Raw genomic sequence first — 14887 nt, forward strand, 5'->3', positions numbered from 1 at the left:
GAAGGCGTGCAGGAGGCGCGAGGGGATGGAGCCCGTCGCAGGGGCTGCGGCAGGCCGGTGTGCTGCACCCGGCCCCCGCGCCGATCAAATTCGATCGCGGGTGGTCTGCCGTCGCAAGGCGGCGTGGGTGGCCAAAAAGGCGCGTGCCTGCTCTGCATCCTGCCGGATGGCGGCCGTCAAGGCATCGAGCCCGTCGTAGCGGGCTTCGTCGCGAAGTTTGTGCAGGAGTTCCACGCGCACGAGTTTACCGTAGGCCTCCTCACGCCCCAGGGGAGCGGGCCAGGCTAAGCAGTGCACTTCGAGCAGCACGCGACCGGCGTCTTCCACCGTGGGTCGCACACCCAGGCTGGCCACGCCGTCCAGCGGCTCGGCGGCCAGGCCATGGGTGCGCACGGCGAAGATGCCGTGGGCGGCCGGCTTGTCATGGCTGAAGCGCAGGTTCAGGGTGCGAAAGCCGTCCAGGGCACCGGGGCTGGATTCACCGAGGCTGCGGCCCAGCTTCTGGCCATGAACGACATGGCCCGAGATGGCATAGGGCCGACCGAGCAGGCGCGCCGCACCTGCCATGTCACCGGCGGCCAGGGCCTCTCGCACGGCGGAGCTGCTGACGCGCAGCCCGTGCACCTCGTAGCTCATCATGCGGGCGACGTCGAAGCCGCGCTGCCGTCCGGCGGCGTCCAGCGTGGCGTAGTCGCCCTGGCGCTTGGCGCCGAAGCGGAAGTCATCGCCGACCAGGATGTAGCGCGCCCCCAGGCCCTGCATCAGCACCTGATCGATGAAGGCTTGGGCGCTGAGCGCAGCCAGCGCCGCATCGAAGCGCAGCACGATGACCTGGTCGATGCCGCAGCGCTCCAGCTCGCTGAGCTTGTCGCGCAGGGTGGCGATGCGGGCGGGCGCCAGCTCCGGCTTGCCGGCGAGCTGGGCGAAGAAGTCGCGTGGGTGGGGCTCGAAGGTCATCACGCAGCTGGGCAAGCCGCGGTGTGAGGCCTCGGACTTGAGCAAGGCCAGCATGGCCTGGTGGCCGCGATGGACGCCGTCGAAATTGCCAATCGTCAGCGCACAGGCGCTGGCGATGCCGGGATGATGGAAACCGCGAAAAACCTGCATGGCGCCGATTATCGTGCGCCGGCGCAGCGACCGGATTTGGCCTTCAGACCAGAGCGGCCGAGCGGCTCAGCTGCGCGACCTGCATATGGCGCTGCACCACGGCGACGAGGTCATCCATCTCGAAGGGCTTGACCAGGTAATCGTCCATGCCGCACTGGATGCAGCGCTCGCGGTCGCCGTTCACGGCGCTGGCGGTCAAGGCGACGATGGGCACGGGTGCCAGGAACTTCTGGCGCTCCTGGCTGCGCCAGCGACGCGTGGCCTCGAAGCCATCCATGCGTGGCATCTGGCAGTCCATCAGCACCAGGTCGTAGTGCTGCTGGCTCAGCCGGTCCAGGGCCTCCAGGCCGTTCTCGGCCGTGTCCACCTGCAGACCGCAGCACTCCAACATGGACGAGGCCACCAGCACATTGACCAGGCTGTCGTCGACCAGCAGCACGCGGCCGCTGAGCTGGGGCGCCAGGTCCTTGGCGCTGCTGGTACCCAGGGCGCGGTAGTCGCTGGCAGGAAGGGGGCGCGCAGGCGCGGGCTGGCAGGCTTGCAGGGGCAGGGTGAACTCGAACAGCGAGCCTTGGCCGGGCACCGAGCTGCAGCGCAGATCGCCACCCATGGCGCGGGCCAGCTCGCGCGAGATGGTCAGGCCCAGGCCGCTGCCGTCCTGGCGCGGCGCGCGGCTTTGCTGGGTGGCTTGTTCAAAGGGGGCAAAGATGCGCTCCATCTGGTCGGCCGCAATGCCTTCGCCGCTGTCGCGCACCGCAAAGCGCAGCAAGGTGCCGGCGCGCATGTCCAGGGTCGAGCTGACCTCCACGTTCACGGCGCCGCGCTCGGTGAACTTGATGGCGTTGCCGATCAGGTTGTGCAGCACTTGCTTGATGCGCGAGGCATCGCCCAGCACATGGCTGGGCAGGGCGGGGCTGAACTGCAGCTCGAAGGCCAGACCTTTGTCGCGAGCGGTCTGCACCAGCAGCTGGCAGACATCGTCCACCACCTCGCGCAGGCTGACCGGGCCGGCGTCCACGGCCAGCTTGCCGGACTCGATGCGGGCCAGATCCAGGATGTCGTTGACCAGGGCCAGCAGATGGCGGCCCGAGCGGCGCACGATGTCGATCTGCTCGCGCTGCTCGGGCTTGAGTTCGCTGCGCTCCAGCAGCTGGGTCATGCCCAGGATGCCGTTCAGCGGCGTGCGGATTTCGTGGCTCATCACCGCGACGAAACGGCTCTTGCTGGTGCTTTGGTGCTCGGCCGACTGCAGGGCCTGTTGGCGCTGTTCGGCCACCCATGCATTGGCAAAGCGCAGGCGCAGCAGCTCGGTGTGGCGTTGCTCGATGCGGCGTGACTCGCTCAAGGCGATGCAAAGGAAGAAGCCCAGGCCCAAGGCGATCAGGGCGCCTGTTTGCGTGCCCAGGCTCAGGTTGTAGGCCATCAACGGCGCCAGGGCCAGCGTAGAGAACACCAGATTGGCTTGGAAGCGACCGCCCAACACGAACAGACCCATGGCACTCAGGCCGACCATGGAGGCCAGCATCACGCCTTCCAGCTCGGGTGCCTGCGGGGTGTGAAAGAACCAGCCCATGGCGCCCCAACTCAGCGCATCAAGGGCCAGCAATTGCAGCGCACGCCGGCGCCAGGGGAGCAAGGTTTGGAGCGGGGGGCGTTGACCGCCAAGGGGCGCCAACACATGTCGCTGGAAATGCAAGGCTTCCGCACAGCGCCAGAGCGTCACCAGAGCGCGCGCGCCGAGCCAGCCCAAGAGTAGCTCGTGAGACAGATGGGGCCAGAGCAGGTAGACGGGCAGCAGGCAAAAGGCCAGGCCCAGCAGCGTGCGCTTCAGTGTGCCTTCGAACAAGCCAAGGATTTGCTCGACCAGAACCTGGGCGGAAATATCGGGGCTCAGCCGCGTTTCGCGGCCGCCTTCCAGGTCTGCCGGGAACTCGGACGCCTGTGCGGCATCCGTCCCGTTCGCGGCCCATGCGGCCGACGCTGCTGTCATCTCTTTCACCCCTCGACGTCCGGCCGCCTCTTGCTGAGGCCGCTCCAACAGCGTGGGTTCTTGCCCACGCTTGTGATCGCTCCACTCTCGGGCGTGTTTCTACAGGGCAAAGATGACAAATTGAACCGGAACAACCCTTGAAAACCACAGTCATATGAAGTTTCCAGGGCAAACCACTAGGGTGTTTGTCTCAGCGCAATCAGGAGCTGATCAGAGCTGGACTGTGAACCCACTGCCACTCGCCGGGCTTGAGGTCGGCGGGCAAGGCCAACGCGCCGAACTGGGGTCGATGCAGACTCTCCACCCGGTTGCCGACGGCTGCCACCATGCGCTTGACCTGGTGGTACTTGCCTTCGGTGAGTGTCAGGCGCAGGCCGTGGCTGCCGAAGGCCTCGGCGCCTTCGGCCTTGACCATCTCCGGCGTGAAGCCCGGGCGTTCGCTGGCGACAGGTTTGCTCGGTTTTAGGGGCTTGCGTGATTCGCTGGCGCGGCGGGCTGCCAGCTCGGCCGGCAGCTTGGACTCTGCAGGTTCGCGCAGCTCCACGCCGGCCAAAAGCTGAGCCACCATCTCCGGCGTGACTGGATGCTTGCACTGCGCCTCGTAGACCTTGGGCACATGGTGCTTGGGGCTGGTGAGCTTGTGGATCAAGCTGCCGTCGTCGGTGAGCAGCAGCAGACCGGTGGTGTCTTCGTCTAGTCGACCCACTGGCTGGACATTGCGCTCGCGCAACGGCGCCGGCAGCAAGCTCATGACGCTCGGATGGTGCTTGGGCTTTTGCGAGCATTCATAGCCTGCCGGTTTGTTCAGCAGGATCAGCGCCTTTTCGTAAAAGGGCCAGGTCTTGCCACTGACCTCAAAGCTGAAGCCCTCGGTTTCGTATTCGGCATCCGGATCGTCTGCCTCTTCGCCGGCAATGCGAACCTCGCCGTTGTAGATCAGACCGGCGCAGAGGCGGCGGGTGCCGAAGCCTTGCGAGAACAGGATGTTGGAGAGGCGCATTTTCATATCGCTATTGTCCATGAGCCCGCTGCGCTGTTCGCACGCGGGCGCTGAAGGGGCGCTGATGCTTGCCTATGATCCACAAGCGCCAAGTCCGAGGTGATCCTCGCTGCCGCAATACTTCGCTCGCCATGGACCTCAAAATGACCGATACAACCACTTCTCGTCCTGCTCCTGTCCTGGCCATCCATGGTGGCGCTGGTACCTTGACGAGGGGCGCCATGAGTGCCGAGCAAGAGGCTCGGTATCGCGCTGCCTTGGCAGGCATTCTGCGCGCCGGTCAGGCGCAGCTCGCCGCAGGCGCAAGCTCAGTTGATGTGGTGGTGGAGGCGGTTAGGCAGCTCGAAGAGTGTGAGCTGTTCAATGCTGGCAAGGGCGCGGTTTACACGGCGGCTGGCACCCATGAGCTTGACGCCTGCGTGATGGATGGGCATGGCTGTCGTGCAGGCGCAGTGGCTGGGGTCAGCCGCACGCGCAACCCGATTCTTGCGGCTCGAGCGGTGATGGAGCACAGCGCTCATCTGCTGTTTGTCGGCGCGGCAGCCGATGAGTTCGCCGCACGCCATGGCTTGGAACAGGTGGAGCCCAGTTGGTTTGGTACGCCGCATCGCCTGGAGCAGCTTCGGCGTGCGCGGCAACTGCAGGCTGGCGTGCTGCGCGATCACGATGGTCAAGAGTTGCTGGCTCGGGATGTGTTATCGCTGCGGGGCGATGCTCGGGTGTCGGGCCCAATTGATGAGCTGACCAAGTTTGGTACGGTCGGCGCTGTCGCCCTGGATGCGGCCGACCATCTGGCGGCCGCCACTTCTACGGGTGGCATGACCAACAAGCAGGTCGGTCGAGTCGGGGATACGCCACTCGTGGGAGCCGGAACCTACGCCAACGACGCCACTGTGGCCGTGTCATGTACGGGCACGGGTGAGCTGTTCATTCGTGCTTGCGCCGCACATGATGTGTCGGCACTGATGGAATATGCCAGTCTGTCATTGGCCGAGGCTTGTGAGCGTGTGGTGATGCAAAAGCTTCCGCCGGATGCAGGTGGATTGATTGCAGTCTCTGCCCGAGGCGAGGTATGTCTGCCATTCAACTCCGAGGGAATGTATCGGGGTTATGCGCGGGTGGCTGCTGGCGAGCCCGTGGTGGCGGTCTATCGCTCAGAGTAGTTGTGCTGAGGCATCGGCACGCAGGCTGATTTGCTCCTTTGCGCACTTAATGACTGCTTGTCTGAGATTCGACAAAGACATGAAAAAAGCGGCCCGTGGCCGCTTCTTATTGTTGATGGTCGGGCTGGATGGCCCAGCCCTTTGCATCAGTGCTTCTTGCTTTGGCGGCGGGTGTAAACCACGCCGAACACAGCCAAGCTGACCAGTGCCAGTGAACCAGGCTCCGGCACGGCACGTGCGGTTGCGCGGATCAGGGCCTGGCCCGAGCCGCTCGGGTTCGGGTTGTAGACGGAGAAGGTGTAGTTCGTTGTGCCAGTCAGGCCGGCAGCCCAGGTGCCATTCAGACCTGCCAGGTAAACGTCCACTTGGTTCTTGAACGATGTACCGGTCTCGTTCACGTCCAGGCCGCTGTTGGTGTAGGCGGCGCTGTAGTATTTCTTGTCGGAGCTCTTGCCGGCGCCGTCGCCCAGGATTTCCCAGATGGCGAACTGGAAGGCGGCCGATTTGGTTGATGAAGTCAGGCTGTCAGAGTAGGCGTGCTCGAACAGGTTGGTCAAGTCGGCCAGGACGCGGCTGGTCGTCGTGGTCGAGTCGTCGTACATGCCCTTGATGCCTGTCGCCTGGTAGTTGGCGCCCGCAAAGATCGAGGCGTAGCCCATGGTTGCGCCGCCGGGCGTGGCCTGGTAGCCATTGACGAAGTTGTTCAGCGACACCTTGTCATAAGTGTCCGGCGAGAGGTAGTTGTTCAGCGGGTCCAGGCAGTAAACCCAGAAGCTGTTGGCGCCCAGTGCATTGCTTGTGCCTTCATTGACCTTCCAAGCGCCCAGACCGGTGTCGCGGGCACTGGTGTTGCCGAACACCAGCGAGTGGGTTTCGATCAGCGAAGAGCCGGAGCCAGTCGCCTTGGTCACGGTCGTCGCGCCTTGAGCGTAAGCGGAGCCAGCGGCTACCACGAACAGAGCCGTTGCGGCAAAAGACGCAAATCGACCGGTGGTAGTTGTCGCTGTGGCAGCGTAGTTCATGGTGTGGACCCTGTCGGCGTAGATGGTGTTACGGAAATCTTGGATTGCATCCTACTCGGCCCTTGGCTTCCAACAATCCCGCGAACCGGGGGGTGTTGAGGGGCTGTAAAAAATTCACAGTTGCAGCCAATTACCCAAGCAAATACTCAATACCAATTTCATGCCTGGATTCTGCCTGCTCAATCCGTAGCAAGAGAACCCCCGATATCGAGGGGCGTGAGTAATGTCTCGGTCAATTGGCCTTGGTTTGGATATTCGAATAGGCCTTTTGGCTTACATATTCTGGGCTTGATTTGCCGTATTGGCGTCAGGGCGCAAGACTGGAGCCGTGATCACAGACCGAGTTCCAGTTTCAAACGGCTGACCTCCTGCGTCATCGGCAGCTTGGGTTGGGCGTTGAGCGCAGCGCTCAGTTCTTCCTTGGCTTCTGCTTTGCGGTTCAGCTTGGCCAAGGCGAAGGCCAGGTGAAAGCGGATTTCGCTATTGCCGGGGCTGCGCAGGCGAGCCTCACGCAAATGACGCAGGCCGCCCTCGATATTGCCGCGCTGCACCAAGATCCAGCCCAAGGTATCGGCTGCATCCGCGTTGCCGGGCGCCTGCTTCAAGGCCTTCTCGGCTGCAGCGACGGCTCCAGCGTCGCCCATGCGGTGCAGGAGTTGGGCGTAATTGAGTTGAATGCCGATGTCTCCTGGCTGCAAGGCCAGAATCTGTTGGTAGTTCTTTTTCGCTGCTTCATTTCGGCCCGCTTGCATTTGCACGCCCGCGACGGCCTTCAGGGCGGTGATGTCATTGGGCGCTTTGCGGGCCCAGCCCTCCAGCATGAGCAGGGCCTTGTCCAGCTCACCTGCGGCCACCATGGCGCGCGCCAGCAAAATCGCATTGGCCGTACTCGGTTCTTTCTCGAACACGGTGCGGTAGCCAGCTTGAGCGGCAGGAAATTGACCACGCGACATGGCCACATGGGCGCCAACCAGCGTTGTTTGCACTTTGCCTGGGTGGGTGTTGTTCAACGTCTTCAAGGCGGCATCCACCTTGGCGGGATCGCCGCGGCGAGCTTCCACCTCGACCTGCAAGAGCAGGGCGCCGAGGTCGCCCGCCTGCGACTGCAATGCCTTTTGCACGTTGTAAGTGGCCCCATCGACATTGCCTGCAGCCAGTTGCATGCGTCCAATCTTGACTTGCTCCTGTGCATCAAAGTCCGCCACGCGGGTGGCCTCTTGCAGCACCTGGCGTGCGTTGCTGCCGTCGTTCAAGGCCAGGTAGACACGTGCCAGCGACAGCAAGGCGGGAAGCTTGCCGGAATAGTTGGCGGCCAGACTCTTGGCCAGGGGCAGAGCAAGATCTGCCTGGCGTTGTTCCATGTAAAGCTCCACCAGCATCAAGCCCGGGCGCGCGTCAACGCGCTGCACCTCGTGGGCATGCCGCAGATGGGCGATCGCTTCATTGGGGCGCTTGGCGCGCAGCTCGAGGATCGCCAGCTGGTGGAGCAACTCGGCATCATCCTTGTTGCCGCCTTCCAGCAGCTTCTCCAGTCGTTTGCGCGCCGGATCGAACTTGCTTTCTTCCATGTCCAGCCAGGACAGATTGACGGCCGCCGGGCGGAAGTTCGGGTCTTTCTGCAGCAACTGCTGGAAGGTGTCGCGAGCGCCCTTTTTGTCACCGGCCCTGCCTTTGATATTGCCCAGGAAGTTGAGCATGGTCAGGTTGTCGGGCTCGCGCTTGACGATGGCTTGGGCGGTCTGCAAGGCCTTGGCGGTCTGGCCTTGGTTGAGGTAGACGTTGGCCAACTGAATGCCAGCGCGGCCATCGCCCGGTGTGGCGGCGAAGGCTTTCTCCAGATTGGCCAGGCCCAATTTGTCCTGGCCCAGGCTCAACTGGCTGAAGCCCAGCTCGCGGATGGCCGAGGCCGAGCCGCTGCGGGCGGCCGACTTCTCGAAAAACTCACTCGCCTGGACATAGCGCTTGCGAGCCATGTTCACCGTGCCCAGCAGGAACAAGACCTGCGGGTCTTCCGGATTGATGCGCTGTGCGGCTTCCAGCAAAACCATGGCCCGCCCGTAGTCGCGGGTGTCGACCAGGATGGATGCCAGCATCACCTGCGCGGCGTAGTTCTTGCTGTTCAAGCCCAGGAGGATGTCGAGATAGCCGCGCGCCTTCTCCGGGTTGCCCAGTGCACGGTGCGACATTGCTCCGGCCAGCAGCAAAGGGTCGTTGCCCGCCAGAACTTCAGGGGAAATGGCGTCGATCAGGTCCACCGCATTGGCGAAGGCGGTCTTGGCGGTGGCAAGGTCGCCTTTGCGGTTGGCCAGAAAGCCGCGCAGAAATGAGGCGCGTGGGTCTTCCAGCTCCCATTCCACCAGTTGGGCCAGGTCCTTGCTGGCCTCGGCCTCCTGATTCAGGCCGATCAGTAGGGAAGCACGTGCCACGCGGGCGTCGACCTGCTTGGGATTGATCTTGAGGGCGCGTTCTTGGGCCGCCAGGGCGCCCTTCAGGTCTTGCTGACCTTGCAAGATCGTGCCCAGGGTGTACCAGGCGCCCGCTTCGTTGGGCGACAGCTCGGTGCCCTTGAGCGCCGAGGCCCTGGCCTTGTCTCGCTCGCCCAGGCGCAGCAGCATGGGTGCCTCGGCTGTCCAGGGGCTGCCCGAGCGGGGATTCAAGGCCTTGGCCTCGGCGAAGCTCTTGGCAGCCTGGGTGACATTGCCTGACATGGCATAGGCCGAACCTCGCAAGGTCAGGACCTCGGCCTGAGCTTGGGTGGGCAGGCCACTGGTGGTGATCTGGTCGATCAGCTTCTTGCGATCACCCAGCAGCAGATAGATTTGTGCCAGCGGGATCGCCACCTCGCTGCGGCTGACGCCTTGCTTCAGCGCTTCTTCCAGCGCCGCTTCAGCAGCCTTCAACTCGCCCTGGCCCAGCAACACCTTGCCCAGCAGCAGGTGCGCCGCCAGCATCTTCTGGTCCTCCTGGATGGAGTTCTTCAGCTGGATGATGGCACCCGGCAGATCGCCTCGCTCGAATCGACGCAGGCCGTCTTCGTAATAGGTCGAGGCCTTGTCGGCCGCCGCCAGGCTCCAGGGGGAGCCGCTCAAGAGCAGCAGGCCCAGCACCAGAGGGCGAAGCAGACGTGGAGCCAGGGACGGGGTCGAAGAGGGCGAAGACGAAGGAGTGGGCTGGTGTTTGGATCGCATGGGCGAAGTATCGTCAAGCGCCTGTCGAGGCGGGCGGAATTTATACCGGGAGAGAGGTGTTTCGGGTGCGCTCTTCGTGCCACATGCCGTGGGTCGAGCGTGCAGACCTGACGGCCATTTTGAGCGCAAACGCCTGCGGCATCAGTAGCGCAGGTCCAGCGTCAGCACGTCATTGTCCCGTTTCATCTGGAAGCGGGTCAGAAAGCTGTTGCCCAGCAGCACATGGCTCATCTGGCTGGGCACGACGATGGCTTCAATGCCTCGCACCTCGACGTCGCCAATGCGCACGGTATCCAGCATCAGCGCGTAGGCCGGAATGATGCCGTTTGCGGTTTGCGTCATGGTGCGTCGGCCCTCGCGGTAGCGCAGGCCCATGCGTTCGGCTTCGGACTGACTGATGGAGATGGCGGTGGCGCCGGTGTCGACCAGGAACTGGGTCGAGTGGCCATTGATATTGCCAACCGTGGTGAAGTGGCCGCCATGGCCTGACGACAGCACGATCTTGCGGCCGGTGTTTGCCGCTGCGGCGCCGTCACCGACCCGGCCCGGCGAGGCTCCGAGGACGAGGTTGACGCGGCGCCCCTTGATCTCGACCACGGCTTGGGCGTCGGCCAGTGACAGCAGCTTCACGCCCCGCACGGTTTCGCCCACGGGAACGGTGCGAGGCTCGCCATCAATCAGCAGCAGGGCCGATTTGGCACCCAAGCTGCCGTTGAAGCTGACCACCTGGGCCTGAGCGTTCAAGCTCAGCGTTGCCGTCAGCAGCAGCCCCAAGCCCGCACATGAGCTCTTAATCACGGAAATTCCCGTAGTCGAGCGGAACATCGGCCATCTCTTTCTTGAGCATGTTGATGGCCACTTGCAGGTCGTCGCGGTTCTTGCCGGTGACGCGCACCGTGTCGCCCTGGATGGAGGCCTGCACCTTGATCTTGCTGTTCTTGATGGCCGAGACGATCTTCTTGGCCAGGTCGGACTCAATGCCGTTCTTGATCTTGTAGACCTGGCGCACCTTGTCGCCACCGAGCTTCTCGACCTTGTCCTGCTTGTCCAGGAAATTGATGACCACGCCTTGCTTGACCAGCTTGGCGTAGAGCACCGCCTCGATCTGCTCCAGCTGGAAGTCACTCTCGCCCACCGAGTGAATTTCCTTTTCTTTTTCCTTCAGGGTGACTTCGGCAGCCGTGCCCTTGAAATCGAAGCGGGTGCTGATTTCCTTGATGCTGTTGTCGACCCCGTTGCGGATCTTGACCATATCGGCTTCAAGGGTGGTGTCAAAACTGGGCATATGGATGAGCTTCTTATTTCTGGTGGAGGGCGGGAGAGTCCGCCTTGATCTGGGAAAATTCTGCCATGTCGCAACCCGCTGTAAATCCCCCGAATGAGCTGACCGCCCCCGCCTTGCGGGTGGAGCGCGATGTCAATCTCAAGTCTTGCAATACCTTTGGCCTGCCGGCCACGGCACGCCGCCTGGTGCGCATCCGCGAAGCGGCCGATGTGCGCCGTGTGGTGGACCACCCGGAGCTGGGCCGTGCACCCAAGTTTGTGCTCGGCGGCGGCAGCAATCTGGTGCTGACCAAAGACCTCGACGCCGTGGTGTTGAAGATGGAGATTCCAGGCTTGCGACTGCTGGAAGAACGTACGGACGCCTGGATTATCGAGGCAGGCGCCGGTGTGCCTTGGCATGAGCTGGTGCGCTGGTGCGTGGAGCAGGGCTATCCGGGCCTGGAAAACATGGCCCTGATCCCGGGCACGGTGGGCGCCGCGCCGGTGCAGAACATCGGCGCCTACGGCCTGGAGATGAAAGACCGGCTCGACAGTGTCGAGGTGATGGACCTGGTCACCGGCCGGCCGGTGCGTTTGCCGGCCGAGGTCTGCCAGCTGGCCTATCGCGACAGCGTGTTCAAGCAGAGCGGCCCCGGCGGCCTGGCCGGCAAGAGCGTGATCACCTCGGTGCGTCTGCGCCTGCCCAAACCCTGGCAGCCGGTGCTGGGCTATCTGGAGCTGGAGCGCAAGATGGCCGAGACCGGCATCAGCGCCCCGACGCCACGCCAGATCTTCGACTGGGTCTGCGCCATCCGTCGCGCCAAGCTGCCCGATCCGGCCGTGATCGGCAATGCCGGCAGTTTTTTCAAGAACCCGGTGGTCACGCCCGAGCAATGCCGCGACATCATCGGCCGCGACCCTGGCATCGTTCACTACCCCATGCCCGATGGCAGCATCAAGTTGGCGGCCGGCTGGATGATCGATGCCTGCGGTTGGAAGGGCAAGACGGTGGGCGGTGCGGCCGTGTACGAAAAGCAGGCCCTGGTGCTGGTCAACCGCGGCGAGGCGCGTGGCGCCGAGGTGGTGACCCTGGCACGGGCGATCCAAGAAAGCGTCTACGGCCGTTTCGGTATTCGTCTGGAGCCGGAGCCAGTCCTGCTCTGATCTTCGGCCGGCCGGCGGCCGCTGCGCCGGGGTGTCAGGCCAGATCTTGCTCCCGGCACAGCGCTTCGCTGCGGCTGAGCGCGGCCAGCAGTTGCTGGGTCTGCGCTTCGACTGAAGGCCAGTCCACGGCCCCCTGGTCCTGCTGCAAGGCTTTGGCGCTTTGCTCCAGCTGCAAGGCGGGCTGCACCACCAACTGGAAGCCCAGGTTCGCCGCCGCTCCTTTGACCCCATGCGCGGCCTCACCGAGCTGGCGTTGGTTGCGGCCGCTCAGGCCGGCTTGCAGATCGGCGCGTGTGCGCTCCAGGCTGGCCACATAGCTGGCGTAGAGCTGGCGCACCGTGCTGGCCGGCAGCATCTGGCGCAGATCGGCCAGGGCCTGCGGGTCGAGTCCAGGCTCGTCGGCCTCGCCGCGGGTCACGGCTGCTGCCATCGTGTCCGGCGTTTCAGGGGCGGAGTCCGTGGTCGGTCGATCGGGCTGTGCCTGGCTGGCCAGGCTTTGGGCATGCTGGTTCAAGGCCTGCGCCAAGGCTTCCACGCCGATGGGCTTGGGCAGGAAATCATCCATGCCGGCCTGCAGCGCGCGTTGGCGCGACTCGTCAAAGGCATCGGCCGAGAGGGCGATGATGCGCACATGGCATTTCGGCGCCGGTAGGCGGCGCATGGCGCGGGTGGCGGCGTAGCCATCCATCACCGGTGTGTGCAGGTCCATCAACACCAGGTCGAAGTCCTGGCTGGCCAGGGCGTGCAAGGCCTCGTGGCCGTTCTCGCAGAAGAAGGCCGGGTGGCCCAGGCGCTCCAGCACCGCCTGCAGGTAAGCGCGGTTGGTGGCATGGTCTTCTGAGACCAGGATGCGCAAGGGCTTGTGCTCGCCCGCGAGTGCGTCTTGGACGGTGCTGGCTTGCTCACTGCTGGGTGCGGCGCAGCTGACCAGGGGCAGGTCGACCGTGAAGGTCGAGCCCTGGCCCAGCACGCTGCTGACGGAGATGTCGCCGCCCATGGCGCGGGCCAGGTTGCGCGAGATCTCCAGACCCAGGCCGGTGCCGCCAAAGCGGCGCGAGCGCGTGGTGTCGCCCTGGCTGAAGCGCTGGAACAAGCGGGTCTGGGTGTCGCCGTCCATGCCCATGCCGGTGTCGCTGACCTCGAACCTCAGCAGGGTCTGGCCCAGCATGTCTTCCTGGCGGCTGAGGTGCAGGCGCACCCGGCCCTGTTCGGAGAACTTCAGCGCATTGCTGAGCAGATTGAGCAGGATCTGGCGCAGGCGGGTCGGGTCGGCGCTGACCCAGGCGGGCACATCGGCGTCGGCCAGCAGCTGCAAGTCCAGCGATTTGGCCAGGGCCTGCGGACGGCTCAGCTCGTCCAGCTCCTGCAGCAGGCGAGGCAGGTGGACCGGCTCGGGCTGGATGTGGATGCCACCGGCCTCCATCTTGGAGACGTCGAGGATGTCGTTCAGCACTGTCAGCAGATGGCGGCTGGAGTCGTGCGCAGCGCGCAGCTGGCTTCTCTGAGACGGCGTCAGTGCTGTGTCCTTGAGCAGGTCCAGCATGCCCAGCAGGCCGTGCATGGGGGTGCGCAGTTCATGGCTCATATTGGCCAGGAACACGCTCTTGGCCCGGCTGCCGGCCTCGGCTTCGATTTGCGCCTGCTGCAGACGCTCGGCCAGGGCATGCTGATCCTGGCCGTAGCGGTTGAGGCGGCGGAACTGGCGCAGCAGCATGGCCGCGAAACCCAGGCTCAACGCGCATTGCAAACCGGTCAACCACAAGCTCATGCGGGCCTGCTCACGCACCAGCTGGTTGCGTTCATCGACCTGGGCTGCGACGTGGTGCGAGGCGGTCAGCGACAGCTCGCGCACGGCGTCGGACAGGGACTGCAACTGCGCCAAGGCCTCGCGCAGCTCCGGGCCGGCCTGGCCTTGTTCGGTTTGCCGGCGCACCCAGTCCGCCTTCAGCGGCAGGGCATCGGCCCAGGCGACAAAGCGCTTGCTGCGGTCCAGGGTCTTTTGATAGTCCGGATGCTCGCGCAGCACCAGGGTGGCGTGTTCGCCTTCGATCAGCCCCAGGCGGCTGACAAAAATCTCGTAGCGCTGCTCCACCTGATCGGGGTCCACCTCGTCCGAGCGATGCTCGGCATTTTCCAGGGCCAGGCGCAAGCGCAAGGACTCGACTTCGAACTGGAACAGGCTCCAGATCATGTAGTCATCCTGGTAGCTGCGTGTGGCATTGAGCAGCAGAAACTGACGTGCTTGCAGCACGCCCACCGAACCCAGCACCAGCACCAGCAAACCGGCCATGGCCAGCAAGAGGATGCGCCAGCGACGGCGTTGGCCGGCGCTCTGGGTGCTGGGGCTGCTGCTCACCGGACCTCCAGGCTCTTCAGTTGCCAGATGGAGCGGCTGTAGTAGACGCTGCTGCGCAGCTGGGGGTCGCTGTCGTAGGGGTAGACGATGAAGAGTGGGCCCTTGTCCCGCAGCGCGATCGGCTTGCCGTCGATCTGCAGGGCCAGCACCGGTTTGAAGCGCGCGGCGTCGCTGACCGGGATGTTGACCTTGTAGTCATTGATGGCGCGGGCTTCCAGGGTCTGGCCCTGCGCCCCCGCGAGGTTCAACACATCTTGCAGCAGCGGGCCGCTGAAGGTGCGCGGTGCCGGGTACCAGGGCGTTTGCGTGTGCAGCTGTTGCTGGGGCAGGGCGCTGAGCTGGGCCAGGTCCAGCTGCACCGTCTTGCCGGGCCCGGCCTTGAGTGCGCCGCTGACGGTCAGCAGCACCGGCGCCTTGGCGGCCGGCTTGCTGTCCACGGCACTGGCAGGCTTGGCCACCGGTGGCGCTGGCTGACCCGAGGCAGCCAGACTGGCCATGAGCAGGCCCAGGGCGCCAAGCAGTCGCCACAAGCCCAGGCACCTCAAACCATGAGCCCGGCGTTGTGCCGAGAAAGCCGGGCAGGGCGAAGCCAGCAAGGTGCGCGCACGCATCATCATCGGGTCCGGGAGCGCAG

At 64.4% G+C, this 14887-nt stretch carries 11 protein-coding genes; 2 read left to right on the forward strand and 9 right to left on the reverse strand.

Translation table 11 applies throughout. From position 1 onward, the window contains the following. Positions 1-84: 84 nt before the first annotated feature. The 3 genes from C1O66_RS22135 to C1O66_RS22145 all read right to left on the reverse strand — a co-directional run bounded on the left by C1O66_RS22135 (position 85) and on the right by C1O66_RS22145 (position 4097). On the reverse strand, positions 85-1107 hold the full coding sequence (locus C1O66_RS22135) for a bifunctional riboflavin kinase/FAD synthetase (RefSeq protein WP_102770171.1): 1023 nt from the start codon (positions 1105-1107) through the stop codon (positions 85-87). A 43-nt stretch (positions 1108-1150) separates the two neighbouring features. After that, positions 1151-3097 (reverse strand): ATP-binding protein, encoded by a 1947-nt coding sequence (locus C1O66_RS22140; protein WP_102770172.1) that lies wholly within the window; start codon positions 3095-3097, stop codon positions 1151-1153. A 199-nt stretch (positions 3098-3296) separates the two neighbouring features. Further along, a complete protein-coding gene (locus C1O66_RS22145) occupies positions 3297-4097 on the reverse strand; it encodes a pseudouridine synthase (protein ID WP_102770435.1) in 801 nt (266 codons plus the stop codon). Between the two features lie 143 nt (positions 4098-4240). Here C1O66_RS22145 and C1O66_RS22150 point away from each other — a divergent pair, with 143 nt between their 5' ends. Further along, positions 4241-5260 (forward strand): isoaspartyl peptidase/L-asparaginase family protein, encoded by a 1020-nt coding sequence (locus tag C1O66_RS22150; RefSeq protein WP_102770436.1) that lies wholly within the window; start codon positions 4241-4243, stop codon positions 5258-5260. Positions 5261-5406: 146 nt separating this feature from the next. Here the strand turns inward: C1O66_RS22150 and C1O66_RS22155 are convergent, their stop codons facing one another. The 4 genes from C1O66_RS22155 to C1O66_RS22170 form a co-directional block, all read right to left on the reverse strand. Then, positions 5407-6171, reverse strand: coding sequence for a PEP-CTERM sorting domain-containing protein (locus tag C1O66_RS22155; RefSeq protein WP_102770173.1), 765 nt, complete (start codon positions 6169-6171; stop codon positions 5407-5409). A gap of 443 nt (positions 6172-6614) precedes the next feature. Next, entirely contained in the window at positions 6615-9470 is a 2856-nt protein-coding gene (gene prsT, locus C1O66_RS22160) for an XrtA/PEP-CTERM system TPR-repeat protein PrsT (protein WP_102770174.1), read from the reverse strand. 141 nt (positions 9471-9611) lie between these two features. Continuing rightward, on the reverse strand, positions 9612-10268 hold the full coding sequence (locus C1O66_RS22165; protein WP_243392925.1) for a retropepsin-like aspartic protease family protein: 657 nt from the start codon (positions 10266-10268) through the stop codon (positions 9612-9614). Next, positions 10261-10755 carry a YajQ family cyclic di-GMP-binding protein gene (locus tag C1O66_RS22170; RefSeq protein WP_102770176.1) on the reverse strand — a complete coding sequence of 165 codons (495 nt, stop codon included), beginning with the start codon at positions 10753-10755 and terminating at the stop codon, positions 10261-10263. The genes C1O66_RS22165 and C1O66_RS22170 overlap by 8 nt, the downstream gene beginning before the upstream one ends. A 113-nt stretch (positions 10756-10868) precedes the next feature. On the opposite strand from C1O66_RS22170, the gene murB reads away from it, so the two are divergent. Then, positions 10869-11897 carry a UDP-N-acetylmuramate dehydrogenase gene (murB, locus tag C1O66_RS22175; RefSeq protein WP_102770437.1) on the forward strand — a complete coding sequence of 343 codons (1029 nt, stop codon included), beginning with the start codon at positions 10869-10871 and terminating at the stop codon, positions 11895-11897. A gap of 34 nt (positions 11898-11931) precedes the next feature. Here the strand turns inward: murB and C1O66_RS22180 are convergent, their stop codons facing one another. Beyond that, positions 11932-14253, reverse strand: coding sequence for an ATP-binding protein (locus tag C1O66_RS22180; RefSeq protein ID WP_102770177.1), 2322 nt, complete (start codon positions 14251-14253; stop codon positions 11932-11934). Beyond that, positions 14250-14783: a putative pterin-binding protein gene (locus C1O66_RS22185; RefSeq protein WP_243392926.1), complete on the reverse strand. Its 534-nt coding sequence runs from the start codon at positions 14781-14783 to the stop codon at positions 14250-14252. The genes C1O66_RS22180 and C1O66_RS22185 overlap by 4 nt, the downstream gene beginning before the upstream one ends. Positions 14784-14887 lie beyond the last annotated feature (104 nt).

The organism is Paucibacter aquatile (assembly GCF_002885975.1).
Classification (GTDB): domain Bacteria; phylum Pseudomonadota; class Gammaproteobacteria; order Burkholderiales; family Burkholderiaceae_C; genus Paucibacter_A; species Paucibacter_A aquatilis.